Here is a 25,655-nt window from a genome sequence, read left to right on the forward strand (position 1 = left end):
ATAGCATTTTTAGAGCCGCTTGGCAAGTGTATTTTTACTGTTTTTTTTAAAACGATAGATTATAATTTCTCGACTTGATCAAACTCTACTTCTACGGGTGTTTCACGGCCGAACATATCAACCAGCACTGTCAATTTGTATTTTTCAGCATCCAGTTCTTTAATTTCACCGACTTGGTTCGTGAACGGTCCAGATGTTACACGCACCTGTTCACCGACTTCAAGTTCCACATCAATAGTTTTTTCAGCCATTCCCATTGATTTCAGGATGAAACGTGCTTCATCCGGTAACAATGGATTAGGTTTCGATCCTGCGCCGGCAGATCCTACGAATCCTGTAACACCTGGTGTATTACGTACGACGTACCATGATTCGTCAGTCATCACGAGTTCAACAAGCACGTACCCCGGGAATGTTTTTTTCAGTGATGTTTTCTTTTTGCCATCTTTAATCGTTGTTTCTTCTTCTTCAGGAATCACAACGCGGAAGATTTGGTCCTGCATATTCATTGACTCCAGACGCTTCTCCAGATTGTCCTTTACTTTGTTTTCATATCCGGAGTAGGTATGGACTGCATACCAATGTTTTGTAGTTTCTTCAGACATAATGTGCCTCCTTAATTAATTAACTTGATAAGTTCTGTGATACCAAGGTCCACTGCAAAGAAAAATAAAATAAAAAACAATACGGTGAGCACAACGATCGTTGTATCACGTACTACTTCTTTGCCAGTCGGCCATGACGTCTTCTTCATTTCGGAAACGACGCCTTGGAAGAAGTTCTCTTTCTGCATGCTGATGCCTCCTATAGAGATTCCTTATGAATCGTATGTTGATCACATGTTTTGCAATACTTTTTAAGTGTCATGCGAATCGTTGAATCTTTTTTTGCCACCGTGTAATTGCGACTGCCGCAAACCGAACAATTTAATGCCACTTTTTTCAATTGGGTTCACCTTAATCCTATTTAATATACAAAGTAAAGGTTCAGTTGTCAACGCATCAACTGACTCAGCACTTTGTGTTTTAGTCTCTGATGTGCATTCCGGATGATGCGTTCCGTCCGGTCTTCAAGCACACAAATCTCTTCAATTGTCAGACCGCTCAGCAGATGTTTTGCCATGCGATGCTCCAGCGGACTGAGGCCGAGTGTCACTGGATCCAACTGACTAGAGAGTTCATTATAGATGCTGACTTCTTCAGGTGATAGTTGGGAATAGTCGTTCAGCTCATCGATTAATGTTCTGCTCTCATCTTCTGACAGCGGCGCATCAAGACTGACCATCGCCACCTTCTGACGACTGCGCTCTTTTCTCGCCCAGTCAATCATCCGAAAGCGCAGCAGCCTTAGATAATAAGGTTTAAACGTATCGCATTTCAGCTGATCATAGTCAACAGCTGCCTGGTGAAGCAGAATCAATGCCTCCTGATACAGCTCGTCATCATCCATCTGATGCCGTCTGACATACGTCAAAATCAATAGTCTCATACGGACAACGAGCCGTTCAAAAGATCGTTCATCCCCTGCTTGAATGTCAGCGACAAGCTGTTCATCCGTCTTCGTCTCGTAACGTTCTTCTGTCTCAAACAGAACGAATGTCAGCGCTCTGAACAAAAGTTAACACCCCTTATTAGTATTAACTTCAGTGTACAACGTCACGTAACTACCGACAAGCCGTGCTGCTGAAATAATAAATTTACTCATCAAGTCCACGTCTGAGCCGTTCGAGTCTAAATTTCGTCTCTTCATCGATATCGATTCTTGTCCTTGGTTTGAATGTGTTCATTTTCTTGATGTCTTTATCCAGCAGTTCCTTCTCTTCATCGAGTTCACTTAAAAATTCACGTGACGACACGCGCAGTGCCCCAGTTCCAAAAATAGCATGCTGCTCAGATAAATCACTTGTCACGACTGTAATTCGTGTAATGTGCTTATCGTACAGCTCATAGACGAGACGCTCGATGACCGAGTCCGCAGTTTCCTTCTCTTTTGAGAAGATGACTTTGATGCCGTGAAATAGTTCAATGAACTCTCCGCGTTTCACATCGTAAGCATCAAACACGCAGATCAGTTCACCCTGCTGTCTTGCATTATAGTTGACGAGATCTAAAAGCAGTGTTTTCCTTGCTTCTTCCAATGATTCCAGTGCGATAGCTTTCAGCCGGTCGCTTTGCCCGATGACATTGTAACCATCAACTATGATATAGAATTCCTTCATCAGTCGATACTGTTGCGCTTTCTATAGACTTCATACATCAATAGCGCTGCAGCCACTGAGGCGTTCAAGCTGTTGACATGACCGACCATCGGCAAGTGCACAAGAAAATCACATTTTTCTTTGACTAATCTGCTCATCCCTTCACCTTCAGAACCGATGACTACAGCAAGCGGCATATCCGCAGCCATTCTCCGGTAATCCACTGATTTCCCAGCGTCAGTGCCGCAGATCCAGAATCCCGCCTCTTTCAGTCGATCGATCGTCTGCGCCAAATTAGTGACGCGCATCACCGGCACATATTCAATCGCCCCGGTCGATGCTTTGACAACTGTTGAATTCAGCGTCACAGAACGTCGTTTCGGGATAATAATCCCATCCACACCGATTGCATCTGCTGTTCTGATGATAGAACCGAGATTATGCGGGTCTTCCAGGCCGTCCAGAATCATGACAGTCGCTGTCTTATCCTTTACTGTCTCCAAGAAGTCTTCAAGCTCGGTGTAGTCATACGGTGAAATCTGTGCCGCAATCCCTTGATGCGGTACATCACTCATCTGATCCAGTTTGCTTTTCGGCACTTGCTGAACCATGATTTTCCGTTCTTTCAGCAGGTCGAGAATGGGCCTGATCTGCTGTTTGTTGATGCCTTCCTGAATAAACACTTTGTTGATCTCGCGGTCAGATGACACGGCACTCTTCACCGCATGTCTGCCGACGATAATATCTTCGTTCATTTCAGTTCCCTCTCTTCACATAGCGCCACTATTTTGTCGAGCAGTTCTTTCAGCCGTTCTTCTTCTCCTGCCAGCTGCAAGTAGCCGATGACCGCTTCAAGCCCTGTGCTCTTCTTATAAGTGACCACATCTGTATTTTTTGCTTTCGTATGGCTTTTCGCGTTGCGCCCGCGCATCAATACATCCAATTCCTGCTCAGTGAAATACTGTGCGTCAACGAGTGCATCGAACGTCTGTGCCTGGCTCTTCGCTGATACATAGAACGTTGCAGCGCGGTGCAGAGCATTCGGTTTCGCCTTCAATTTTAGTATGACATGCTGTCTGACATGGAGGTCTAATATCGCATCTCCTAAATAGGCGAGTGTCAGCGGATTATGGAGATGAGCAGCGTTAACCACGGCGGAAACGCACTCCTTGTGCTGTATCTTCAAGAATGATGTTCTGCTCTTTCAGCAGGTCGCGGATTTCATCGGCGCGTTTGAAGTCTTTGCTGGCACGGGCCGTCTGACGTTCTTCAATCAGACGCTCGACCTCTTCGTCCAGCAGGCCATTGTCCGCCTGTAAATTCACGCCGAGGACATCGCTCATAATATCAAACACTTCAATAAAACGTTTAATGACGGACAAGTCAGTCGATGTATTCGCGTTATAGACATTCGCAAGCTTCGCGAGCTCATACCAGCTCGTCACCGCGTTGGCCGTATTGAAATCATCATCCATCGCTTCTTCAAACTTAGCGAGTATATGATCTATGTCAGCGATGACCTCATGATGGTCTGCAATATCAACAGAAATATTCTTTCTTTCGACAAGGGACTGATAGGCATTCTGAATTCTCTCAAGACCTGTCTTCGCTGCATCGACGAGTTCCATATTGTAGTTGATCGGATGACGGTAATGCACGCTGATCATAAAGAAACGCAGGACATTAGGGTCAATTTCTTTGATGATATCATGGACAAGAATGAAGTTACCGAGTGATTTACTCATCTTTTCATTGTCGATATTGATGAAACCATTGTGCAGCCAGTAATGGGCAAATGTCTTGTCATTATGCGCTTCTGACTGTGCGATTTCGTTTTCGTGGTGCGGGAACGTAAGATCACTGCCGCCTGCGTGAATATCGATTGTATCGCCCAGATGTTTACGTGCCATGACAGAACATTCGATGTGCCAGCCTGGACGACCTTCCCCCCACGGGCTCTGCCACTTGATTTCATCTGGTTTTGCCGCTTTCCATAATGCGAAGTCCAGAGCATCTTCCTTCAGTTCACCCTGCTGAATACGAGCGCCGATTTTCAGCTCATCAATCGACTGCTGACTCAGTTTTCCGTATTCATCAAATTTGCGGGTTCTGTAATAGACATCCCCTTGATTGGCATAGGCATAGCCTTTGTCAATCAGTACTTGAATGAAATCAATGATATCATCCATATGGTCCATCACCCGTGGGTGCGCTGTCGCCGTCTTACAATTTAATGCGTGAGTATCTTCGAAGTAGGCCTCAATGAAACGGTCCGCTACTTCAGGCACTGTTTCGCCGAGCTGATTAGCTGCACGAATGAGCTTGTCATCGACATCTGTGAAGTTAGAGACATAGTTCACGTCATAGCCTTTGTATTCTAGATATCTGCGAACGACATCAAAGCTGATAGCCGGACGTGCATTACCGATATGGATGTAGTTATAGACGGTCGGACCGCAGACATACATCTTCACTTTGCCTTCTTCAATCGGTACAAACGGTTCTTTTTTACGCGTCAGTGTATTATATAACGTAATCATCTTTAATCTCTCCATTTCTTGTCGCTTCTATTTGACGTTCCAGTTCTACTAATTTTTCAAAAATCGGATCCGGCAGGTCTGTATGCTCAAAACTTTTACCTACCTTCTGGCCGCATTGTCTGACGATTCTGCCCGGAATCCCTACGACTGTCGTACAGCCCGGCACATCTTTCAGCACGACGGAGTTCGAACCGATATTGACATTACTCCCTACTTTAATGTTACCAAGCACTTTAGCTCCTGCTGCAATCAACACGTTGTCTCCAATGTCAGGGTGCCGCTTCCCTTTCTCTTTTCCTGTACCCCCAAGGGTCACGCCTTGATAGATGGTGACATTGCTGCCGATCGTACACGTCTCACCGATCACAACACCCATGCCGTGATCAATAAACAGTCGTCGGCCTATCTTCGCACCCGGATGTATTTCAATGCCTGTGAAAAAGCGCGACATCTGGCTGATGAATCTCGCTGCAAAAAACCATCGTCTGTTATAAAACCAATGTGCGACTAAATGCCACCATACAGCATGCAGCCCTGAATAAGTCAGGAAAACTTCCAGGCTGCTGCGGGCTGCGGGATCCTGTTCGAAGACCATCGCAATGTCGTCTTTAATTCTTGTGAACATCGGTATCCTCTCTTCCCATAAAAGATAAAGACACCCCTGACAAACGTCAGAGGTGCCTAATATAAACACGGTTCCACTCTTCATTAATGATTATTATCATTCACTCATCAAGTTATGAAATTAAACAACGGAAGGTGCATTCAACCGTGTCATCACACCCTTTCACCAGCCGGATGCTCTCTATTGGTATGGCACGATTTACTATGTCTTCCTGATTAAGTTCTATTATAAGGGGTTTTGATTAAATATCAAGCACTTAAGCACAGTAAGGTGCAATACGTGCCAGCACTTTTTCGCGCCCCAGCAGTTCAATCGTGTTCGGCAGTTCTGGACCATGCGTCTGTCCTGATACAGCGACACGAATCGGCATGAATAAGTTTTTACCCTTGATGCCTGTTTCTTTCTGAACTGCTTTAATAGCTGCTTTGACAGACGCTGCATCAAATATTTCCAGTGCTTCAAGCTGTGCAGTCAACGCACGCATCAGTTCAGGAACCTGCTCACCGTTTACCACTTCTGCTGCCTCATCGTTCAATGTCAGCTCTTCTTTGAAGAACAGTTCAGACAGTTCCACAATTTCACCAGCATAGCTCATCTGCTGCTGATACAGTTCAACTAGGCCTTTCGCCCAAGTCAACGCTTCAGGTGTCGGATTTTCAGTAATCAGCCCTGCTTTTTTCATGTGCGGCAATGTCATTTCAAACACTGTATCCAGGTCTTTCTCTTTCATGTACTGGTTGTTAATCCAGGCAAGCTTCACTTTGTCGAAGAATGCCGGCGATTTGCTCAGACGGTTTTCGTCGAACATCTCGATGAACTGGTCTTTTGAGAAGATTTCTTCTTCTCCGACCGGCGACCAGCCCAGCAGTCCGATGAAGTTGAACAACGCTTCCGGCAGATAACCAAGATCATGGTACTGCTCGATGAACTGAATGATAGAACCGTCACGCTTAGATAATTTTTTGCGGTCTTCATTGACGATGAGTGTCATATGGCCGAATACTGGAACGTCATAGCCCAGCGCTTCGTAGATCATCATCTGCTTCGGTGTATTGGAAATATGATCATCACCGCGGATCACGTGACTAATCGCCATGAAGTGGTCATCCACCGCTACCGCGAAATTATAAGTCGGGATGCCATCTTTTTTCACGATGACCCAGTCACCGATACCATTGGATTCAAATGAAACTTCGCCTTTGACCATATCATTGAATGTATAAACTTTGTCTTTCGGTACACGGAAACGAATACTTGGCTGACGGCCTTCAGCAACAAATGCTGCTTCCTCTTCTTCTGTCAAGTGCGCATGCTGTCCACCGTATCTCGGCATCTCACCGCGGGCAATCTGTGCTTCGCGCTCAGCTTCCAGCTCTTCAGATGTCATATAGCATCGATAAGCTTTGTCTTCAGCCAGTAGCTGCTCAATAATCGGATTGTAGATGTCAGCACGTTCTGATTGGCGATACGGCCCGTAACCGCCGTCTTTATCAACGGATTCGTCCCATTCAAGTCCTAACCATTTGAGGTAGCGAAGCTGTGACTCCTCGCCGCCTTCTACATTACGTGCCGTATCTGTATCTTCAATGCGGACGATGAAAGCACCGCCGTGATGTTTTGCAAATAAATAGTTGAATAATGCTGTACGTGCATTACCGATATGAAGGAAACCTGTAGGTGAAGGTGCATATCTCACTCTTACTTTATCCATGTTTGTCACTCCAATTTAATTATTCTTCGTTAATAATACCACAGCTTGTGCAGCAATTCCCTCTTCCCTTCCTAAAAAGCCCATCTTCTCAGAAGTCGTCGCTTTAACATTGACTTGATCGACATCTACTTCCAGCAGCTCACTGATGATGCTGCGCATGTCATCAATATGGGGTCTGAACTTCGGTCGTTCCGCTACAATGGTCGCATCAATATTACCGATAGTATAACCTTTCGCTTTGACTTCCTTAAAAGATTCCTTGAGCAGAATTTTAGAATCTGCATCTTTGAACGCTGCATCGGTATCCGGAAACAGCTTACCGATATCTCCTAATGCTGCTGCTCCGAGCATCGCATCAGTAATTGCGTGCAGCAGTACATCTGCATCGCTGTGGCCGAGCAGCCCTTTTTCATGAGGGATCTCAAGGCCGCCGATGATTAACTTCCTATCTTCTGCCAGCTGATGAACATCATAGCCGAATCCTACTCTAAACATCCGATTCCTCCCGCTTTCTCAAAATTGCTTCTGCAAAATATAAATCTTCCGGTGTTGTCAGTTTAATATTATCATAACTGCTCTCAACGATATGAACAGGAAGACCTGTCCGTTCTACAAGCGATGCATCATCCGTACCTAAATAGCCATCAGCTGCTGCACGTTGATAGGCTGCTGTCAGCACATGATAAGCAAAAGCTTGCGGCGTCTGAACGAGCCACATCCTGCTGCGGTCCGGCGTATTTACCACCTGGCCGTTATCGATCATTTTAATAGTATCTTTGGCACGTACTGCTGCAATGACCGCTTGATGCTGCAGAGCACCTTCGTATAGATGGTTCAATGTTTCATGTGAAATCAAGGGACGTGCACCGTCATGAACCATGACGACGGCCACTTCTTCAATCTCTCTCAGCACATTGTCTATACTGTACTGCCGCTCACTGCCCCCTGCTATTATCCCTTGCACTTTCGGGAAATCGCTCAGCAGTTCAGTCAGCTGCGTTATTTCGTCTTCTTGTGCTGCAACATAGATGGCACCGCACTGCTCATGACTCTGGAAAGCTGCTACAGTACGTCTGATGACTGGGACACCACCCACTTCAAGAAAGACTTTGTTGTGTCCATAACCCATTCTCTTACCTTGTCCAGCTGCGGGAATAATTACTGTATACATTACTTATCTGCTACTTTCTTTGTAAAAATAATACGTCCGGATGATGTCTGTAAAATAGACTGCACTTCAACCAGCTTCTCTTGGTTGATAAAATTTTTGCCGTGTTCAAGAACAACCATTGTGCCATCTTCCAAATAGCCGACCCCTTGGTTTTCTTCCTTCCCTGCTTTAGTGATCAGCAGTTTGAAACGATCTCCCTGCTGAACGACCGGCTTAATTGCTTCAGACAGATCGTTGACATTGAGTACTTTGATGCCCTGCACTTGGCAGACTTTGTTCAAATTATAATCCGTCGTAATGACACTTGCGTTTGATTCAGAAGCCATCTTGACCAGCAGCTGGTCGACCTCTTTGATCTCATCATGCCCCGGATGAAACTTTACGGGATGGCCGGTCTTCTTTAATTCATTGAGAATATCAAGCCCTCGCTGTCCTTTGTCCCGCTTCAAACCGTCTGTTGAGTCTGCTATTAACTGGAGTTCGTCAAGAACCCCCTGCGGTACGATGATCGTCCCGTCAATAAAACCACATTTGACGATATTTAAAATACGTCCGTCAATAATTGCAGATGTATCCAGCAATTTCACTGCGTCAGTTACTTTGCGCTTACTGCCCTGAAACCTTTCAGGGAGCAGACTTTGAATCTCTTCACGCTTTTTGAGGCCTACTTGAAATCCTAAGTAGCCGAGAATAACAGCCAGGACGATAGGAATGGTATTTTTCAATAGCGGGAAGCCCATCGTATTGAATATCAGACTGATCATGGACGCTATCATCAGACCCATCATCATGCCGATCGTCGCAAAAATAATCTCCATAAAATTACGTTTCAACAGTAACCCTTCGCCTGCCTCAACCATCGCCACGACCTTATCAATCAACCAGTAAAACAACAATAAAAAGACAATGATACCGATAGCACCGTCAACGTAATTATTGACGACAAGAGAAGGAACGTTCAGATCAAATAATTTAACGACTTCAGGGATCAAATAAATACCAAGTGATGCACCAATGATAATGAATAACAGAACTATTAACCTTTTAAGCATAGCGTCACCTCCTTATATTAGCTAAATGCTAGTTTCAATGCTTCAGAAATATTCGTAATGCCGATGACTTCAATGCCGTCAGGGAAATCCCAGCCGCCGATGTTGTTCTTCGGAATGACGACACGCTTGAAGCCGAGTTTCGCCGCTTCCTGAACGCGCTGCTCAATCCGTGCTACACGTCTCACTTCACCTGTCAGCCCTACTTCTCCGATGAAGCAGTCGTCACCGCGCGTCGCCTTGTCATTAAAACTGGATGCAATACTGACGACGACACTTAAATCGACAGCCGGTTCATCCAGTTTGACTCCGCCCGCCACTTTGATGTAAGCATCCTGCTGCTGCAGTAACAGCCCCTGCTTCTTCTCAAGCACTGCCATCAATAGACTTAAGCGGTTATGATCAATGCCTGTTGCCATTCGTCTTGGATTATGAAATGTCGTCGGTGTGACCAGTGCCTGCACTTCGACAAGCAGCGGACGGGTTCCTTCCATCGTCGCAACAATAGTTGACCCTGCAACATTCTTCGTTCGTTCCTCAAGAAACATCTCTGACGGATTCAGCACTTCATTCAGACCCGTATTCCGCATCTCAAATATACCCATCTCATTCGTTGAGCCAAAACGGTTCTTCACCGCCCGCAATATACGGTAGCTGTGATGTGTGTCTCCTTCAAAATACAGCACCGTATCCACCATATGTTCGAGCAGCCGGGGTCCTGCGATCTGACCTTCCTTAGTCACGTGCCCGACGATAAATGTGGCGATGTTCAATTGCTTCGCCATACGCATCAATTCCTGTGTACACTCTCTTACTTGAGAGACAGAGCCCGGTGCTGAAGTCACTTCCGGATGGAATATGGTCTGTATCGAATCGATGACAAGAAACTTCGGTTCAGTCTTCTTCACTGTTTCATGAATGACTTGAAGATTCGTTTCTGCATAGACGCTTAGTTCGCCCGCATCTTCTTTCAACCGGTCAGCTCGCAGCTTTGTCTGTCTGACAGATTCTTCACCAGAGATATATAAGACGGAATTCTCTTTTGAGAGCAGTGCACATACTTGAAGCAGCAATGTAGATTTACCAATTCCAGGGTCTCCACCTATAAGAATAAGGGAACCCGGTACAATTCCACCGCCGAGTACGCGGTCAAATTCGCGGATATATGTTGTTGAGCGGGGAGTGCTTTCTTTAGTGATATTCTTCAATTTCTCTACGCGTTCAGTAGAGGATGATTCAGTAATTGCCGTCTTCGGTCCTTTGGCTTTGTGTTCTATTACTTCTTCCATCTGGTTCCATGCACCGCAGTTCGGACATTTGCCCATCCATTTAGGAGACTGATATCCGCAGGCCATGCATTCAAACGTTGATTTCGTTTTCGCCAAAAAAGTTCCTCCTGATTCAATATGTTATTATTGTAAACTGTTTCATCGGTCAATACAATAAAACCCCTAATGCAATAGCATTAAGGGCATTGTCCCATGTTAACATTTAACTGGAAATCATTTATATTTCTTCAGCCACTCGCTCTTTTTTGTCGATAGTGAACGCTTCGTCTTTGTAATCGATGACGATGTCCTGCCCTGCGAGCGTTTCACCTTTTAACAGCTCTTCTGACAATTTATCTTCAATGTTTTTCTGAATTGAACGTGCCAGCGGTCTTGCACCATATTCAGGGTCATAACCTTCCTCAGCCACTTTTTCTTTTGCAGCATCTGTCAAAGTAATGACGATATCCTGTTCTTTCAGACGTTTGGCAAGATCTTCAACCATCAATGTGACAATTTTTTTCAAGTGATCTTTTTCGAGCTTATGGAAGACGATGATATCATCCACGCGGTTCAAAAACTCAGGACGGAACTGGTTTTTCAGTTCATCCATCATCGTTTTACGGATTGTTTCGTAATCCGGACCGACATCACTTGCACCGAAACCGACAAACTTGCTGTCTTTCAGTTCCTGTGCACCGACGTTCGAAGTCATAATGATCACCGTATTACGGAAATCAACTGTACGGCCCTGTGAATCTGTCAGGCGACCATCGTCCAGTACTTGCAGCAGCATGTTGAAGACATCCGGATGGGCTTTTTCGATCTCATCGAACAAAATAACTGAGTAAGGTTTACGACGTACTTTCTCAGTCAGCTGACCGCCTTCTTCATGACCGACATATCCTGGAGGTGAACCGACTAAACGTGACACACTATGTTTCTCCATGAACTCACTCATGTCGACACGAATCATCGCATCTTCTTCACCGAACATCGCTTCAGCAAGTGCTTTCGCAAGCTCTGTCTTACCGACCCCGGTTGGTCCTAAGAAGATGAAGCTGCCGATTGGACGCTTCGGATCTTTCAGGCCGGCCCGTGCACGACGCACAGCTTTTGAAATAGATTCCACCGCATCAGACTGACCAATGACACGGTCATGCAGGATTTCTTCAAGATTTAATAGTTTTGCTGATTCAGTTTCAGCGATTTTGTTCAATGGAATACCTGTCCACTGGGCAACAACCATTGCAATATCATCTGCTGTTACTGATGATTCAGTCTGACCCTGCGCTTTTTTCCATTCTTTTTTCGTTTCATCCAGCTGTTGTTCAAGCTTGGATTGTTTATCGCGAAGTGCTGCAGCTTGTTCGAATTCCTGAGAATGAACAGCTGAGTCTTTTTCTTTTTTGACCTGTTCAAGCTCTGTTTCCATCTCTTTTAAGCTTGGCGGTGTAATATGGTTACGCAGTCTGACTTTTGACCCTGCTTCATCGATTAAGTCGATGGCTTTATCAGGCAGGAAGCGGTCAGAAATGTAGCGGTCACTCATTTTGACGGCTGCTTCCAGTGCTTCGTCTGTAATCGTAATTCTATGGTGAGCTTCGTAGCGGTCGCGAAGACCTTTGACGATTTCAATGGCGTCTTCAACATTCGGTTCGTTGACTGTAACCGGTTGGAAACGACGTTCAAGCGCCGCATCTTTCTCGATATATTTGCGGTATTCTTCGAGCGTTGTCGCACCGATACATTGAAGTTCGCCGCGGGCAAGCGCTGGTTTTAAAATATTCGAAGCATCGATGGCACCTTCCGCACCGCCTGCACCGATCAATGTATGAAGTTCATCGATAAATAGAATAATATTCCCTGCAGAATGGATTTCTTCCATGACTTTTTTCAGACGTTCTTCGAATTCACCGCGGTATTTAGTCCCAGCAACGACAGTTCCCATATCAAGACTCATCACACGTTTGTCCTTCAATGTTTCCGGTACTTCGTTGTTGACGATAGCTTGTGCCAGACCTTCGACGATTGCTGTTTTACCGACCCCGGGCTCACCGATCAGTACTGGATTGTTCTTCGTCCGACGGCTTAATACTTCAATCACTCTCATGATTTCGCTGCTGCGTCCGATAACTGGATCCAGCGTTCCGTCTTTAGCGATGACTGTCAAATCGCGTGCCAGACCATCAAGTGTTGGTGTGGCCTGTGATTTAGCAGATTGTGAGTTTTTAGCGCTCATTTCGGGGCTGCCTAGTAATTTCACGACTTGTGCACGTGCTTTTGTAATATTCAAGTCAAGGTTTGCTAAGACGCGTGCTGCAACGCCTTCGTTCTCGCGGATCAGACCTAGTAAAATATGCTCTGTACCCACGAATGAATGGTTAAGTTTGCGTGCTTCATCCAATGACAGTTCAATGACTTTCTTAGCTCGTGGTGTATATTGAATAGTTCCTGACATTTCAGAACCGTGACCGATCAACTGTTCTACTTCAGTGATGATCTTTTCTTCAGTGACATCGAATGTCGCCAGTACTTTTGCAGCAATACCTTCAGGCTCTTTGACAAGACCTAACAGTAAGTGCTCTGTACCAATATTATTATGCTGTAATCTAATCGCTTCTTCCTGCGCATGAGCAAGCACTCGCTGCGCACGTTCTGTTAATTTTCCAAACACGATATATGTCCTCCTTTAAAGATGTTCTCTTAACATCTTTGCTCGTTTTTCATTGACGGTTAAATCTTCATCTATTGTTGCTAAAAATGGCGGCTGAATCGCAACCATCAGCTCGTTGAATCGGAACGGCATCTGTTCAACAATACCCATATCGATACCCATTTTCAGTTCACTTAATCTTAAACTTGCTTCTTCAGCAGTGATGAGCTGGGCATACTTCAAAATGCCGAGACTTCTATTGACGCGGTCTGCAGTCTCGATATAATCGTAATCTTTCAAGCGTTGCCGCATGCCTTCTTCTTCACTGATAATCTGTTCGACAATCTGCTTCAAGTCTTCAATAATCGCTTCTTCTGTCTTACCGAGCGTCAGCTGATTGGATACTTGATAGACATGGCCGAGCGCCTGCGTCCCTTCACCGTATATACCGCGGATCGTATAGCCGAAGCGGTTGATTGCCTGGGCAATACGGCTCATCCGGTTCATAATGGATAATCCCGGGAGATGCAGCATAACGCTTGCACGTAGACCAGTCCCAATATTCGTCGGGCATGTCGTTAAATAACCGAGCGTCTCATCAAAGGACAACGTCAGCTTCTCATCTATCAGACTATCCACTTCCAGCGCCTTAGCATAGAGCTCATCAAGCGATAATTCGCGGCCGAGCACTTGAATACGAAGATGATCTTCTTCATTGACCATAATGCTGACTGACTCATCATCATTTAAAAATACTGCTCCGTGATTCTGCGTCAACAGTTCTTTGCTGACCAAATGTTTGACCACAAGCATCAGCCGTTCATTATTATTCAGTTCACTCAGCCGCACTTCTTCATAATGAGGTTTGAGCACATTCGACACTTCGGCAAGTACGGCTTCTGCTGTGTCGTCATCGTACATAAGCGGATGAACAAAATTTTCAAGGTTTCTGGCAAGACGGATGCGGGAGCTTAAAATAATAGGTTTCTCCGATTCCTGCTGCATCCAGTCGCTGAGTGTGTGACTTAAATGTTTATCCAGCATTTATTCCGCCTCACTTTCCTTCAATGCTTTAATTTCATCTCTGACAAGAACAGCCTGTTCAAAGTCTTGAACTTCCACCAGTTCTTTCAGCTGCTGCTCAAGTGTTTCAATTTTCTTCTTGCGAGCAATCTTCTCGGCAGATTTAAGCGGAGCTTTTCCGATATGCTTCTGATTGCCTGCCTGCACGCGTTCTACAATGCGGGGCAAGTAGGTTTGAAAGGTGTCGTAGCACGTACTGCAGCCGAATTTGCCGATATGCAGCGACTCACGCAGTGTCAATCCACAGTTCGGACACACTTCCTGGCGACCATTGATTTCTCCGGAAGCCAGAAGATGCTTGAGCAGTTGGTTCATTGTGAATTCATCTTCGTTATAGTTCATCTATGTTCTCTCCCTTACTACTGATATTGAATGACAGTCAGTACATTCTTCAGTATATTGGCACGAATACGATCTCTGTAAGGAATATCTACAAGCAGTGTATCCCGGTGGAGCGTCACTGATAGCAGCCGTTTTTCGCGTCTTGTAATCAGTTCATTTTGATATAAACCTTCTATGATATGTTCAGCATCCTGCTGAGAAATCTGGTTACCTGTCAATTCTTTCAGATGATTGATAAAAGCGGACTGGTTGCTGGATTCAATTTTTGTGATGCGTATATACCCGCCACCGCCCCGCTTACTTTCAATCGCATAGCCATGCTCATTAGTGAATCTTGTTTTGATGACGTAGTTTAATTGAGACGGGACGCAATCAAATTTTTCAGCAATATGTGCACGTTTAATTTCAACAACATCGCCGCTTTGTTCGAGCAGCTGTTTTAAATATTGTTCAATAATATCCGACATATTTTTCATGACTTCACCTCTTTTTGACCATCTTTGACTTTATTATATGGCCTATCTACTTCAAGTGCAAATAATATGTTTTTATCTGCTCTTTACATTAAATTGATAAACAGTTAGTGAATGATTAAAATTTTTGTACCGCTTTCATTATAATTGTAGTATGATATTAAAAGCGAAAAAAATAGAACTTATCAAATAAAGAGGTGTCTTACATTGAATTATATTATTGGTATTATTGGTCTGGCTGTCTTCCTGCTCCTTGCCTGGGTCATCAGTTCAGATAAAAAGAAAGTCAGATGGCAGTATATCGGCCTGATGATGGTCATTCAGTTCCTGCTTGCCTTCCTGCTGCTCAAAACGCCGTACGGTATTAAATTTGTCGGCTGGCTTGCCACTGGATTCGGCTATTTACTAGGATACGCAGAACAAGGTGTGAACTTCGTGTTTGCTGGTCTTGAAAATCCTGCTGTCGGTGATCAGCCTGCTGCATCAACATTCTTCATGGATGTACTGCTTCCTATTACATTCATTTCAGCACTGATCGGTATTTTGCAGTATCTCAAAATTTTACCGTTCATCATCAAATACTTAGGTCTTGCGATTTCTAAAATTAACGGTATGGGTAAACTTGAGTCCTACAATGCAGTCGCTTCAGCGATTCTTGGTCAATCTGAAGTATTCATTTCACTTAAGAAGCAACTGCCTTACATTCCGAAGCATCGTCTGTATACATTGACAGCGTCGGCGATGTCTACTGTTTCATTGTCCATCGTTGGTGCTTACTTCTCAATGATTAAGCCGGAGTACGTCGTTACGGCGATTGTACTGAACTTATTCGGTGGTTTCATCATCGCTTCTATCATCAATCCTTACCGGGTATCTGAAGAAGAAGAGAATGATGTGATTATGACAGACGAAGGCGAAAAGCAGTCATTCTTCGAAATGCTCGGTGAGTATATTCTTGACGGTTTCAAAGTAGCAATCATCGTCGGTGCGATGCTGATTGGTTATATCGCATTGATTGCTATGCTGAATGGTATCGTCGATGCATTCACACCAGGAGACATGAATTTCCAGACAATCCTTGGTTATGTCTTTGCACCACTTGCTTTCTTAACAGGTATCGCTTGGGATGATGCGGTACGTGCAGGTTCAATTATGGCCACTAAACTCGTATCTAACGAGTTTGTCGCGATGCTGGATGTTCAGAATATCGTCAACAATAAAACAGGTGAGTTATCTGAACGTGCCATTGGTATCGTTTCAGTCTTCTTAGTATCATTTGCCAACTTCTCATCTATCGGGATTATCGCTGGTGCGATTAAATCGCTGAATGATAAGCAAGGTGATGTTGTCGCTCGTTTCGGTCTTAAGTTACTCTACGGTGCGACGCTTGTCTCATTCATCTCTGCGACTATCGCAGGCTTCTTCCTGTAATAAAAAAAGCTTCGAAATCAATTGATTTCGAAGCTTTTTTTAGTAGTCCTCTACGATGATATAAGTCGCTTTGATCGGCCCGTGGACACCGACCACCAGCTTCATTTCAATATCTGCAGAATTGGACGGACCTGTGATCAAGTTGATGCATGTCGGAAAATCTGCATCGTTGTTTCTCTGGTCAATCTGCTCTGCTGCCTGTGTAAACCGTGGGACTATTGTCGACTTCGGAATAATCGCAATATATGTAGCCGGCAGCAGGCTGACACTGCGACCCTTCCCTTTATCTGCGTACAGCACTACTGTCGCACTTTCAGCAAGTGTCACATCACTGAAGGTGATACCGATATTAGCGCGTTCTGCAACCTCGATATTCTCCGCACCTTTTGCCTCATCCCAGATGAAAGTATCATACTGTTTCAAATCAATATTCAACTCATCAAAACGAGGATCATTCCAGGCGATGACCTCTCCACCGCCGTATGTGGCAATGACACGTGCAAGCACCTCATTCACGTCACTTGAACGGGTCTCAATGATATCTGTATGGATGGCAATACTGTGCTGTTTCATCACCTCTACCAGCTCATCCTGTGATAAGCCCGCTAATGTCTTATCCTGCGGTCTGAACTGCCAGTCCGGCTTGGTCACCTGTCTAGGCATAGGTCTTGATAAGTTCTGGCTGATATTCTTAAGAAATCGATCTTTATTGTGAATAGTTCCTGTCATTAATCCTTACCTCTTTTCAGCCGGTTTTTCATCCAGTCTCTGAAGTTCTCATCATCAGGCATCGGGAAATCTCTCGTATCCGTCCATGCACGGAGCGGTTTCGGCCCTTTTGTAATCATATGCACTTCTTTATTCTCAAATGGAGACATCAAGGATGGTGCCATCTTTGTACCGTACTTGAAAAGTGTCGCCTGCGAAGCCCCTACTCCGAACCCTTTCATGACAAGACGTTCCGCCATTGGGGTCATCTTCTTTTCCTCGGCGATAACCTGGCGATGCTTCAGCAGTAAATCATGGAGCGGAATCTTCACGGGACAGGCTTCTGTACAGGCGCCGCATAATGTTGACGCGTACGGCAGTTCGCTGTATTCCTCGTATCCACCGAGTAGTGGAGACAAGACAGCGCCTACCGGTCCCGGATAGATGGAGCCGTACGAATGACCGCCGACCTGACGGTACACTGGACAGACATTGACGCAGGCCGCACAGCGGATACACTGCAGAATAGACTGAAACTGTGTCCCCAGTATTTTGGAGCGCCCGTTATCTACGATGACCAGATGAAACTCCTCCGGTCCGTCGATCTCATCTTCAGCACGCGGGCCCGTAAGCGTCGTCACATAGCTTGTCAGCCTCTGTCCTACCGCACTACGCGTCAGCATAGAGACCAGCACTTCCATCTCACTATGGCTCGGCACGATACGTTCCATACCCATAACTGTAATCTGCGTCTTCGGCAATGTTGTCACCATGCGCGCATTTCCTTCATTTGTCACAAGTGTAAAGGAACCGCTCTCAGCGACCGCGAAGTTACAGCCTGTGATGCCGACATCTGCACTTAAGAACTCTTCACGCAGCTTCTGGCGTGCAAAGAGCGCTAAATCTTCCGGCTGGGAGGTACGGTCATATCCTAGCTTGTCATGGAAGACAGCCTGAATCTGTTCCTTATTTTTGTGAAGTGCAGGCGCCACAATATGAGAAGGTGGATCGTGATCATCAACCTGCAGAATATACTCCCCAAGGTCAGTCTCAACGACTGAACAGCCGACTGCTTCCATCGCCTGGTTCAGTCCGATCTCTTCAGTGACCATTGATTTTGACTTAGCGACCTTCTTGGCATTTTTGTCTTTCAGCACTTGCTGGACATACTCGTTTGCTTCTTCAGCCGTTTCTGCAAAGAAGACATGCCCGCCGCGCTTACTGACGTTCTCTGCCAGCATATTAAGATAATAATCCAGATTTGCGAGGGTGTGCTGACGAATCTCCTCGGAGTGGCTGCGCCATTCCTCCCAGTTCCCGAGCTCTTCCTGTGCCTTCAGCTTACGCTCACGCAGACGGTCCTGTGCACTCGATACTGCACCTCGCATAAACGTATCTTTAAGTTCTGTCTTGACCGCTTTTTTGAATGTCTCCTCACCAATTTTCATGCTCATAATGTGACCGCCTCCACTTGATTATTGAGAATCTCAACAATGTGGACCACCTTAACATCTGCGCCGCGTCGTTTCAGCCTGCCAGAGATGTTCATCAGACAGCTGGCGTCACCGCCGACCAAATAATCTGCGCCACTCTCTAGGATACAGTCCACTTTCTCATCAACCATCTCGCCGGATACGTCGTGCATCTTAACTGCAAACGTGCCGCCGAAACCACAGCAGTTATAGTATTGGGGCAGCTCAACCACTTCCAGTCCTTCTACTTCAGCAAGTAATTTCTTCGGTGCTGTCACATTGCCGAGCAGCCGCGTCATATGACATGATGGATGCATCGTAGCCTTACCCGTCAACTTCGCCCCGACATTTGTGATCCCCAGGACCTCAACAATGAACTGTGTGATTTCATAGGATTTATCTGCTAGACGCTGTGCCCGCAGCTGCCATACCGCATCGTCTTCAAATAAGTGCGGATAATGTTTGAACATTGTAATACAAGAACCTGACGGACTCACGACAACTTCCGAGTTCTCAAATGCCTTGATCATATTTTTAGCTGCCTTTTTGGCATCCTGAACGTAGCCGGAGTTATAGGCAGGTTGCCCGCAGCAGACCTGGGAACCAGGAAAATCGACTTCACAGCCCAGTTTTTCAAGCAATTCTACCGTCGCAATTCCTACTTTTTTCTCAAACACATCTACAAGACATGTGCTAAACAAACTCACTTTCATCATAACCACCCTTTCTCCTCTCTGTGCCCAACAGAGTTTATAGTCATCAGATGACCATATGATTATGAATACAAGTTTATGTCACCTAACGTTTTTTTGCAACCGCTTAATCGATATTTAAATGAGCCATCAATACCTGCTCGACTTCTTCAAGGTGCGCAATCATATACTTCGCCGCTTTGTCACTATCTCTTTCAGCAATCGCTTCGTAGATTTCACGATGCTCGTGATATAAGCGTTCAATCGTTTTTGCCTGGGTATAAAGCCAGATTTTCCGTGTTTCCTTCATCGTGGTTTTCATGACATCTGACACGTCAGATAGAAGCTTTTTCAGTAAACTGTTATTGGTGGCTTCAGCAATCGCCATATGAAATTCGAGATCACTCATTTCACCGAGTTCATTCTCTGAAATGGCCTGCTTCATTTTAAGCAGTGCTGCCTGAATATTCTTCAGCTGCTCATCCGTATGCTGAATAGCTGCTATTTTGACGGCACCGACCTCAATCATCTTTCTGACTTCTAACAGTTCCTCAATATCTTTCTTCTTAAAGATTGCCATCTCCACTGTAAATGCTTTAGGGCTGCTGGCCTTTACAAATGTCCCTTCACCATGTCTGATATCCACCATTCCCATGACTCTCAAAGCATTTAATGCCTCTCTGATAGATGCCGGCCCTACGCCATACTCACTGGCAAGACTCTGAATAGAAGGCAGTTTCTCTCCCTCTACAAGTTGCCCCGATCTAATATTGTCACTGATGATATCGGCAATTTCTTCATACAACTTCTTCTTCTCGATACGTCCCAAGTCATCTTCCTCCATAATAGTTATAGTTGTATTATAGCAAATGCAGCCCTCTGGCTATGAAATGAGAGAACGAAATCTGAAGTATAGAATATTCAGAAAATAAATTGTTGAAAGCGTTTTTTTGATATGATAATATAAAGGGGCAACTCAACTGGTCATCTGATGACTATATGTTCAAGGGGGATATATGAAAACAAAACCAACTAAAATTCGCTGGTATTTTATGTTTGCGTTCTTTATCATCGGCGTTATCGCTTATATGGATCGCTCTAACATCTCAATTATTGCCGGCCCTATGATGGAAGACTTAAACATGAATAAAACCCAGTTCGGGTTACTCGCATCATTCTTTTCTTTAGGTTACGCCTTGATGCAGGTGCCTGCAGGTATCATGGCTGAAAAATTCGGTCCTAAGAGAATGTTGACCATCGCTCTCGTCTGGTGGAGTGCCTTTACGATTCTGACGGGGCTTGTCAAGCACCATGGTCTTCTGTATGCGATTCGCTTCTTATTCGGTGTAGGTGAAGGGCCGATGTATCCGTCTAATGCAGTATTCAATACATACTGGTTCCGCAAGACAGAAAAAGGACGTGCTTCAAGTGCGCTCCTCGCTGGCAGTTATTTCGGACCTGTCTTAGCACCCTTTGTTACGATTGCCATTACACAGGCGTTCGGGTGGCAGGCTGTCTTTGTTATTTTCGGACTCATCGGTATCGTAATCGCTCTGCTCTGGGCAGTGATTGCCAAAGACCTGCCTGAGCACCATAAATGGGTCAATGAAGCTGAAAGAGAACTGATCATGGCAGAACGTGATACAGTTGACACTAACAAAACAAGTGCACCTTGGCGGAAGTTTTTCGGGCGTTTCAGTTTTTATGCTATTGCCGCGCAGTATTTTGTCGTACAGTTTGTTATTGCGCTATTCCTGATATGGCTGCCGACTTATCTGGCAGAGGAGTATCATGTTCAGCTGAAAGATATGGGTACATTTGCCGCTGTTCCTTGGCTTGCAATGTTCATCCTGATCTTATCGGGTGGTACTATTTCAGATAAGATTATTTCCAGCGGCTATTCCAAGTTTGCCGGACGTGGCATCATTGCTATCATAGGCTTTGCTGTCTTCTGCGGCGCACTTTACTTCTCATTGATGGCTAAAGATGTCCATATCGCTATCATCTGGTTCTCTCTTTCTTTAGGTGGAATCGGCTTATCAATGGGGATGAGCTGGGCAGCAGCCACTGACCTTGGAAGAAACTTCTCAGGCACTGTGTCAGGCTGGATGAATTTATGGGGTAATATCGGCGCACTTATCAGTCCGATTCTATGCGGTTTTCTGGCCGACAAGATCGGCTGGACCAATACGCTCATGCTGACAATTATCCCGGTGATCTTCGCTATCATCATGTGGTTTTTTGTCAAACCGGATCAGCCTCTTCTTACAGAAGAAAAATAAAAGCTCAAAGAGGGTCAGTCCCTCTTTGAGCTTTTATTGTCCAATTATACCTTCAGCGTTTCCTCCGTTAAAGGCAACAATTTCCTCTATTTCATGGCGGCTGCTATCATGCGGCGCTTTCACACCTTTACCAATCGCAATGAACATGACGGGTACATACCGTTCTTTATTGATACTTAAAGCATCCAGCACTTCATCACGTTCAAAACCACCAATCGGATTCGTATCATAGCCATGATCCTTAGCGATCAGCATCAGCTGCATAGCGGCTAAGTTGGCATCCATCATCCCTTGTATCTGAAGTGCTTCAGCAGGTACCTGTGAGAATGATTCTTTCATATAAGCCACATTGGTTTTCATGACATCCTCAGGCATATAGCCCAGTTCAACATTTTTGCCATAAATCTTTTCTAGATCTTCTGCATGTCTATTATCTGATAATACGAGAATAAATGCAGCACTTGTCTCTAGCTGACGAGTATTGAAACGCACTAAATCTTTGATGCTGGCTTTCGCTTCATCAGATTCCACAACAACGAAGCGCCATGGCTGTAGATTAACGGATGATGGTGCTTCTGTAGCAAGTTTAATCATTTCGAGCATTTCTTCGTGCGGAATTTTGACGTTCGGATCGAATTCCTTGACTGATTTTCTCGCTTTGATTGCTTCTGTAAGTGTCAGATTCATTATATAAAACTCCTTTAAATATAATGTCACATTATATCGCCATTCAGACTAAAAATCCTGCTAGCTGTTTGCAAAAAAGCCACCGGCCTATGCCGGTGACTTCTATTTGTTTTGAGCAGCCATCTCTTCGATGAAATATTTCATAATCTTGATGTCATCTGTCAGCTCTGGATGAAATGAAATACCTAAATATTTACCCTGTCTCACCGCTACCATCTTATCTTCTACTTCACTTAAGATTTCTACCCCATCACCTACTGAGACGATGTGCGGTGCACGGATGAAGACCGCGTTGACCTGTTCTTCTATGCCCTTTACATCAAGCTCTGCTTCAAAACTATCCACTTGTCTGCCGAAAGAATTACGGCGGACTTTGATATCCATTTTCTTTAGATGCCCTTCTTCATAGCCTTCTATTTCATCAGCGAGAAGAATTAGACCGGCACAAGTGCCATACATCGGCAGTTCACTTTCCCGTAATGCTTCCGTAAAACCATAGAGGTCCATCAGACGGCGCATCGTTGTTGATTCCCCGCCTGGCAGCACAAGGCCATCAAGCTCTTTCAGCTGTTCGACGTGCTTAACCGGAATCCCTGTATGACCGCTCTGCTCAATCTGCATTAAATGTTCACGTACTGCTCCTTGCAGCGCAAGTACTCCAATCTTCATCTTACCAGCCACGTTCCTGCATTCTTTCTTCAAGTGAAAGAGAATTGATATCTAAGCCTTTCATCGCTGCGCCAAGTTCCTTAGACAGCTCACCGATCAGTTCATAGTCCTGATAGTGTGTAGTCGCTTGTACAATGGCTTTTGCAAATTTTTCAGGTGATTCTGATTTGAAGATACCAGAACCGACGAACACACCGTCCGCGCCCAGTTCCATCATTAATGCTGCATCAGCTGGTGTCGCGACACCGCCTGCAGCAAAGTTCACAACCGGTAACTTACCGAGTGCTTTAATTTCTTTTAAGACTTCATAAGGGGCACCCAGTAATTTTGCTTCTGTCATAATCTCATCATCGTTCATCACTGATAATTTACGAACTTGTGCGTTTACTTTACGTAAGTGACGCACTGCTTCTACGATATTACCTGTCCCCGGTTCGCCTTTTGTACGGAGCATTGCAGCCCCTTCACCGATACGACGCGCAGCTTCACCTAAGTCACGGCAACCGCAGACGAATGGCACTGTGAACTCATCTTTCTTTAAATGAAACTCTTCGTCAGCAGGCGTCAGCACTTCAGATTCATCGATATAATCCACACCCATCGCTTCTAATACACGTGCTTCTGTAATATGACCGATACGACCTTTAGCCATAACCGGTATAGAAACAGCGTTCATCACTTCTTCAACGATACGTGGATCAGCCATACGCGCGACGCCGCCCGCTTTACGGATATCACTTGGCACACGTTCCAATGCCATAACCGCCACAGCACCCGCTGCTTCAGCCAGTTTAGCCTGTTCCGCGTTGACAACGTCCATGATGACGCCACCTTTTTGCATTTCTGCCATACCGCGTTTCACTTTATCAGAACCTACAATTTTAGACATGCATTACACTCTCCTTGTTGTTATTACAAAGATTACTGTATAATAATATCTGGCATTAAAAAAGTATCAGTTTTTATAATTTTAATAAGGTCAGTGATAACGATGGAACTCCTTACTTACCCTTTTACAGAAGATCGCTATTTATATCAGCAGCTCTACCAGTTCATCAAAGACGACATATTGACAGGACGCTTGACATTCAATGAAAAGCTCCCATCGAAACGCAAGCTGAGTCAACATTTAGGCATCAGTCAGACCACTGTAGAAATTGCTTATCAACAGCTTCAGGACGAAGGATTCATTTACTCGAAACCGAAAGTCGGCTATTTTGTGGAAGACATTAAGACAGTCAACAGTGCCCCACGAAATACGACTGAAGATATCAGTCTTAACGAAGCAGTCGACCATTTATCATTAACAATCGAAGACAGTCACCAGCCGAAGTTTCCTTTTCAGTTGTTCCGAAAGTACGCAAGGGATGCCTTTGAAATGGAGCAGAGCGTCTTACTGGAACGCGGTGACCATCAAGGTGAGCCTGCACTACGCAACGAAATTAGACGGTACCTCTATCATTCGCGCGGTGTCAACTGTAAGAACGAAGAAATTATTATCGGCAGCTCTACAGAACAGTTATTCTCACTATTGACACATCTTCTGCCAGGTGCATCCTATCTTCTTGAAAATCCGGGTTATCCTACTATTCGTCGAGTACTTGAATATGAACATATCCCTTACAGAAACATACACGTTGACGATGAAGGCATCATTGTAGATGAACTTACTGGAAATGGTAGTATTGTCCATGTCACACCAAGCCATCAATTCCCGACAGGTGCCGTACTGTCAGCAGGACGAAGAACTGAACTTCTGGCCTGGGCCGCAGCCGACGAAGCACATTACATCATAGAAGATGACTACGACAGCGAATTCAGATACAAAGGACGCCCTCTGAAAGCACTGCAAGGAATGGACAGCAGCGAGAAAGTAATCTACATGAGTACTTTTTCAAAATCCATTTTCCCAAGTATCCGTATCGCATATATGGTGCTCCCACCATTATTGTTACAGCGCTATAGACAGCTCCCGCATAAGCCAAGTATCACAGTGCCAAGACATATGCAGTATATCGTTACACAGTTTATGCAGGACGGGGAGTTTGAACGAAATATCAATCGTATGAGAAAGATATACAAAAGGAAGCTGGAACTTACACTTGCTGCCCTTGAACCATATAAAGAACGGATCAATATTAGAGGCGAGTATGCAGGAATGCATTTTATAGTAGAAGTCAAAGGGGCAGACACTATCAGCGATAAAATCAAGCAGCTCGATGTCAAAGTGAATATGTTGAGTGACTATATGGATGAAGATAAAAACGAAGCTTATAATCATTTTGTACTAGGCTTCGGAGGATTAGAAGATCATGATATAGAAAAAGTAATGACAAGCTTAATGACTGAGCTCCTTTGAAAGAGCCTGATGATCAGTTTTTCAGGACCGTTCAGCCGGAAGAACGCAAAAAAAAGAGACCTGAACGGTCTCGAGTGCGGCTCATCGCATCATATTTCTGCCCGGCAACGTCCTACTCTCACGGGACGTCAGTCCAACTACCATCGGCGCTAGAGAGCTTAACTTCTGTGTTCGGTATGGGAACAGGTGTGACCTCTCTGCCATCGTCACCAGACAGACGGGGAATATACCCTCAAAACT

At 44.9% G+C, this 25,655-nt stretch carries 27 protein-coding genes, 1 rRNA gene and 1 pseudogene; 3 read left to right on the top strand and 26 right to left on the bottom strand.

The features are described 5' to 3' along the window. Positions 1-59 precede the first annotated feature (59 nt). The 18 genes and pseudogenes from nusG to AC3IPL_RS10100 form a co-directional block, all read right to left on the bottom strand. Complete coding sequence (gene nusG, locus AC3IPL_RS10015) at positions 60-605, bottom strand: transcription termination/antitermination protein NusG (protein WP_489240914.1); 546 nt, start codon at positions 603-605, stop codon at positions 60-62. 11 nt (positions 606-616) lie between these two features. Further along, positions 617-793: a preprotein translocase subunit SecE gene (gene secE, locus AC3IPL_RS10020; RefSeq protein ID WP_149459296.1), complete on the bottom strand. Its 177-nt coding sequence runs from the start codon at positions 791-793 to the stop codon at positions 617-619. A gap of 11 nt (positions 794-804) precedes the next feature. Continuing rightward, complete coding sequence (rpmG, locus tag AC3IPL_RS10025) at positions 805-936, bottom strand: 50S ribosomal protein L33 (RefSeq protein WP_489242348.1); 132 nt, start codon at positions 934-936, stop codon at positions 805-807. A 57-nt stretch (positions 937-993) separates the two neighbouring features. After that, a complete protein-coding gene (locus AC3IPL_RS10030) occupies positions 994-1,614 on the bottom strand; it encodes a sigma factor (RefSeq protein WP_489240915.1) in 621 nt (206 codons plus the stop codon). An 82-nt stretch (positions 1,615-1,696) separates the two neighbouring features. Further along, positions 1,697-2,218, bottom strand: coding sequence for an NYN domain-containing protein (locus tag AC3IPL_RS10035; RefSeq protein ID WP_489240916.1), 522 nt, complete (start codon positions 2,216-2,218; stop codon positions 1,697-1,699). Beyond that, complete coding sequence (gene rlmB, locus AC3IPL_RS10040) at positions 2,218-2,952, bottom strand: 23S rRNA (guanosine(2251)-2'-O)-methyltransferase RlmB (RefSeq protein WP_489240917.1); 735 nt, start codon at positions 2,950-2,952, stop codon at positions 2,218-2,220. The genes AC3IPL_RS10035 and rlmB overlap by 1 nt, the downstream gene beginning before the upstream one ends. Beyond that, the gene (locus AC3IPL_RS10045; protein ID WP_489240918.1) at positions 2,949-3,350 is read right to left on the bottom strand and encodes a Mini-ribonuclease 3; all 402 of its coding nucleotides are present in this window, start codon (positions 3,348-3,350) and stop codon (positions 2,949-2,951) included. The genes rlmB and AC3IPL_RS10045 overlap by 4 nt, the downstream gene beginning before the upstream one ends. Beyond that, positions 3,343-4,737, bottom strand: coding sequence for a cysteine--tRNA ligase (cysS, locus tag AC3IPL_RS10050; RefSeq protein ID WP_489240919.1), 1,395 nt, complete (start codon positions 4,735-4,737; stop codon positions 3,343-3,345). Before cysS ends, AC3IPL_RS10045 begins: the two co-directional genes overlap by 8 nt. Beyond that, a complete protein-coding gene (gene cysE / locus AC3IPL_RS10055; protein ID WP_489240920.1) occupies positions 4,721-5,362 on the bottom strand; it encodes a serine O-acetyltransferase in 642 nt (213 codons plus the stop codon). Before cysE ends, cysS begins: the two co-directional genes overlap by 17 nt. Before the next feature lie 256 nt (positions 5,363-5,618). Further along, positions 5,619-7,073 (bottom strand): glutamate--tRNA ligase, encoded by a 1,455-nt coding sequence (gene gltX, locus AC3IPL_RS10060; protein ID WP_489240921.1) that lies wholly within the window; start codon positions 7,071-7,073, stop codon positions 5,619-5,621. A 15-nt stretch (positions 7,074-7,088) separates the two neighbouring features. Next, positions 7,089-7,568: a 2-C-methyl-D-erythritol 2,4-cyclodiphosphate synthase gene (gene ispF / locus AC3IPL_RS10065; RefSeq protein WP_489240922.1), complete on the bottom strand. Its 480-nt coding sequence runs from the start codon at positions 7,566-7,568 to the stop codon at positions 7,089-7,091. Continuing rightward, a complete protein-coding gene (gene ispD / locus AC3IPL_RS10070; RefSeq protein WP_489240923.1) occupies positions 7,561-8,244 on the bottom strand; it encodes a 2-C-methyl-D-erythritol 4-phosphate cytidylyltransferase in 684 nt (227 codons plus the stop codon). Before ispD ends, ispF begins: the two co-directional genes overlap by 8 nt. Beyond that, entirely contained in the window at positions 8,244-9,296 is a 1,053-nt protein-coding gene (locus tag AC3IPL_RS10075) for a PIN/TRAM domain-containing protein (protein ID WP_489240924.1), read from the bottom strand. The genes ispD and AC3IPL_RS10075 overlap by 1 nt, the downstream gene beginning before the upstream one ends. Positions 9,297-9,313: 17 nt before the next feature. Beyond that, positions 9,314-10,678, bottom strand: coding sequence for a DNA repair protein RadA (gene radA / locus AC3IPL_RS10080; protein WP_489240925.1), 1,365 nt, complete (start codon positions 10,676-10,678; stop codon positions 9,314-9,316). Between the two features lie 175 nt (positions 10,679-10,853). Next, a pseudogene (locus AC3IPL_RS10085) lies at positions 10,854-13,241 on the bottom strand (ATP-dependent Clp protease ATP-binding subunit); the annotation flags it as partial. A gap of 12 nt (positions 13,242-13,253) precedes the next feature. Continuing rightward, on the bottom strand, positions 13,254-14,261 hold the full coding sequence (locus AC3IPL_RS10090) for a protein arginine kinase (protein ID WP_489240926.1): 1,008 nt from the start codon (positions 14,259-14,261) through the stop codon (positions 13,254-13,256). Continuing rightward, a complete protein-coding gene (locus AC3IPL_RS10095) occupies positions 14,262-14,642 on the bottom strand; it encodes a UvrB/UvrC motif-containing protein (RefSeq protein WP_489240927.1) in 381 nt (126 codons plus the stop codon). Positions 14,643-14,659: 17 nt separating this feature from the next. After that, entirely contained in the window at positions 14,660-15,118 is a 459-nt protein-coding gene (locus AC3IPL_RS10100) for a CtsR family transcriptional regulator (RefSeq protein WP_489240928.1), read from the bottom strand. A 204-nt stretch (positions 15,119-15,322) separates the two neighbouring features. Here AC3IPL_RS10100 and AC3IPL_RS10105 point away from each other — a divergent pair, with 204 nt between their 5' ends. After that, positions 15,323-16,546 carry a NupC/NupG family nucleoside CNT transporter gene (locus AC3IPL_RS10105; protein ID WP_489240929.1) on the top strand — a complete coding sequence of 408 codons (1,224 nt, stop codon included), beginning with the start codon at positions 15,323-15,325 and terminating at the stop codon, positions 16,544-16,546. Positions 16,547-16,585: 39 nt separating this feature from the next. Here the strand turns inward: AC3IPL_RS10105 and AC3IPL_RS10110 are convergent, their stop codons facing one another. The 4 genes from AC3IPL_RS10110 to AC3IPL_RS10125 form a co-directional block, all read right to left on the bottom strand. After that, on the bottom strand, positions 16,586-17,275 hold the full coding sequence (locus AC3IPL_RS10110; RefSeq protein ID WP_489240930.1) for a LutC/YkgG family protein: 690 nt from the start codon (positions 17,273-17,275) through the stop codon (positions 16,586-16,588). Beyond that, positions 17,275-18,708: a LutB/LldF family L-lactate oxidation iron-sulfur protein gene (locus tag AC3IPL_RS10115; RefSeq protein ID WP_489240931.1), complete on the bottom strand. Its 1,434-nt coding sequence runs from the start codon at positions 18,706-18,708 to the stop codon at positions 17,275-17,277. Before AC3IPL_RS10115 ends, AC3IPL_RS10110 begins: the two co-directional genes overlap by 1 nt. Then, positions 18,705-19,439, bottom strand: coding sequence for a (Fe-S)-binding protein (locus AC3IPL_RS10120; RefSeq protein WP_489242349.1), 735 nt, complete (start codon positions 19,437-19,439; stop codon positions 18,705-18,707). Before AC3IPL_RS10120 ends, AC3IPL_RS10115 begins: the two co-directional genes overlap by 4 nt. A gap of 106 nt (positions 19,440-19,545) precedes the next feature. Continuing rightward, positions 19,546-20,247 (bottom strand): FadR/GntR family transcriptional regulator, encoded by a 702-nt coding sequence (locus tag AC3IPL_RS10125; protein ID WP_489240932.1) that lies wholly within the window; start codon positions 20,245-20,247, stop codon positions 19,546-19,548. A gap of 187 nt (positions 20,248-20,434) precedes the next feature. Between AC3IPL_RS10125 and AC3IPL_RS10130 the strand changes: the two genes are divergently transcribed. Then, complete coding sequence (locus tag AC3IPL_RS10130; protein WP_489240933.1) at positions 20,435-21,700, top strand: pyruvate MFS transporter; 1,266 nt, start codon at positions 20,435-20,437, stop codon at positions 21,698-21,700. A gap of 33 nt (positions 21,701-21,733) precedes the next feature. On the opposite strand, the gene AC3IPL_RS10135 is transcribed toward AC3IPL_RS10130, so the two are convergent. The 3 genes from AC3IPL_RS10135 to pdxS form a co-directional block, all read right to left on the bottom strand. Then, positions 21,734-22,387, bottom strand: a complete 654-nt coding sequence (locus AC3IPL_RS10135; RefSeq protein ID WP_489240934.1) for a nitroreductase family protein — start codon at positions 22,385-22,387, stop codon at positions 21,734-21,736. Positions 22,388-22,489: 102 nt separating this feature from the next. After that, positions 22,490-23,056, bottom strand: a complete 567-nt coding sequence (gene pdxT / locus AC3IPL_RS10140; protein ID WP_489240935.1) for a pyridoxal 5'-phosphate synthase glutaminase subunit PdxT — start codon at positions 23,054-23,056, stop codon at positions 22,490-22,492. 1 nt (position 23,057) lies between these two features. Continuing rightward, positions 23,058-23,945, bottom strand: a complete 888-nt coding sequence (gene pdxS, locus AC3IPL_RS10145; protein ID WP_489240936.1) for a pyridoxal 5'-phosphate synthase lyase subunit PdxS — start codon at positions 23,943-23,945, stop codon at positions 23,058-23,060. A 102-nt stretch (positions 23,946-24,047) separates the two neighbouring features. Here pdxS and pdxR point away from each other — a divergent pair, with 102 nt between their 5' ends. Further along, entirely contained in the window at positions 24,048-25,415 is a 1,368-nt protein-coding gene (gene pdxR, locus AC3IPL_RS10150) for a MocR-like pyridoxine biosynthesis transcription factor PdxR (RefSeq protein ID WP_489240937.1), read from the top strand. Between the two features lie 99 nt (positions 25,416-25,514). Here the strand turns inward: pdxR and rrf are convergent. Beyond that, positions 25,515-25,629: ribosomal RNA gene (gene rrf / locus AC3IPL_RS10155) — 5S ribosomal RNA — on the bottom strand. Between the last annotated feature and the right edge of the window lie 26 nt (positions 25,630-25,655).

Source organism: Macrococcus sp. GL_134, assembly GCF_057834705.1.

Excerpts from the sequence above, each read along its gene's own strand:
- AC3IPL_RS10090 (WP_489240926.1), bottom strand. The coding sequence starts at position 14,261 with ATGCTGGATAAACATTTAAGTCACACACTCAGCGACTGGATGCAGCAG.
- pdxR (WP_489240937.1), top strand. The coding sequence starts at position 24,048 with ATGGAACTCCTTACTTACCCTTTTACAGAAGATCGCTATTTATATCAG.
- AC3IPL_RS10095 (WP_489240927.1), bottom strand. The coding sequence starts at position 14,642 with ATGAACTATAACGAAGATGAATTCACAATGAACCAACTGCTCAAGCAT.
- AC3IPL_RS10100 (WP_489240928.1), bottom strand. The coding sequence starts at position 15,118 with ATGAAAAATATGTCGGATATTATTGAACAATATTTAAAACAGCTGCTC.
- cysS (WP_489240919.1), bottom strand. The coding sequence starts at position 4,737 with ATGATTACGTTATATAATACACTGACGCGTAAAAAAGAACCGTTTGTA.
- secE (WP_149459296.1), bottom strand. The coding sequence starts at position 793 with ATGCAGAAAGAGAACTTCTTCCAAGGCGTCGTTTCCGAAATGAAGAAG.
- rlmB (WP_489240917.1), bottom strand. The coding sequence starts at position 2,952 with ATGAACGAAGATATTATCGTCGGCAGACATGCGGTGAAGAGTGCCGTG.
- pdxS (WP_489240936.1), bottom strand. The coding sequence starts at position 23,945 with ATGTCTAAAATTGTAGGTTCTGATAAAGTGAAACGCGGTATGGCAGAA.
- AC3IPL_RS10120 (WP_489242349.1), bottom strand. The coding sequence starts at position 19,439 with ATGAAAGTGAGTTTGTTTAGCACATGTCTTGTAGATGTGTTTGAGAAA.
- AC3IPL_RS10075 (WP_489240924.1), bottom strand. The coding sequence starts at position 9,296 with ATGCTTAAAAGGTTAATAGTTCTGTTATTCATTATCATTGGTGCATCA.
- AC3IPL_RS10115 (WP_489240931.1), bottom strand. The coding sequence starts at position 18,708 with ATGAGCATGAAAATTGGTGAGGAGACATTCAAAAAAGCGGTCAAGACA.
- AC3IPL_RS10130 (WP_489240933.1), top strand. The coding sequence starts at position 20,435 with ATGAAAACAAAACCAACTAAAATTCGCTGGTATTTTATGTTTGCGTTC.
- pdxT (WP_489240935.1), bottom strand. The coding sequence starts at position 23,056 with ATGAAGATTGGAGTACTTGCGCTGCAAGGAGCAGTACGTGAACATTTA.
- ispD (WP_489240923.1), bottom strand. The coding sequence starts at position 8,244 with ATGTATACAGTAATTATTCCCGCAGCTGGACAAGGTAAGAGAATGGGT.
- nusG (WP_489240914.1), bottom strand. The coding sequence starts at position 605 with ATGTCTGAAGAAACTACAAAACATTGGTATGCAGTCCATACCTACTCC.
- AC3IPL_RS10110 (WP_489240930.1), bottom strand. The coding sequence starts at position 17,275 with ATGACAGGAACTATTCACAATAAAGATCGATTTCTTAAGAATATCAGC.
- AC3IPL_RS10135 (WP_489240934.1), bottom strand. The coding sequence starts at position 22,387 with ATGAATCTGACACTTACAGAAGCAATCAAAGCGAGAAAATCAGTCAAG.
- ispF (WP_489240922.1), bottom strand. The coding sequence starts at position 7,568 with ATGTTTAGAGTAGGATTCGGCTATGATGTTCATCAGCTGGCAGAAGAT.
- gltX (WP_489240921.1), bottom strand. The coding sequence starts at position 7,073 with ATGGATAAAGTAAGAGTGAGATATGCACCTTCACCTACAGGTTTCCTT.
- cysE (WP_489240920.1), bottom strand. The coding sequence starts at position 5,362 with ATGTTCACAAGAATTAAAGACGACATTGCGATGGTCTTCGAACAGGAT.
- AC3IPL_RS10035 (WP_489240916.1), bottom strand. The coding sequence starts at position 2,218 with ATGAAGGAATTCTATATCATAGTTGATGGTTACAATGTCATCGGGCAA.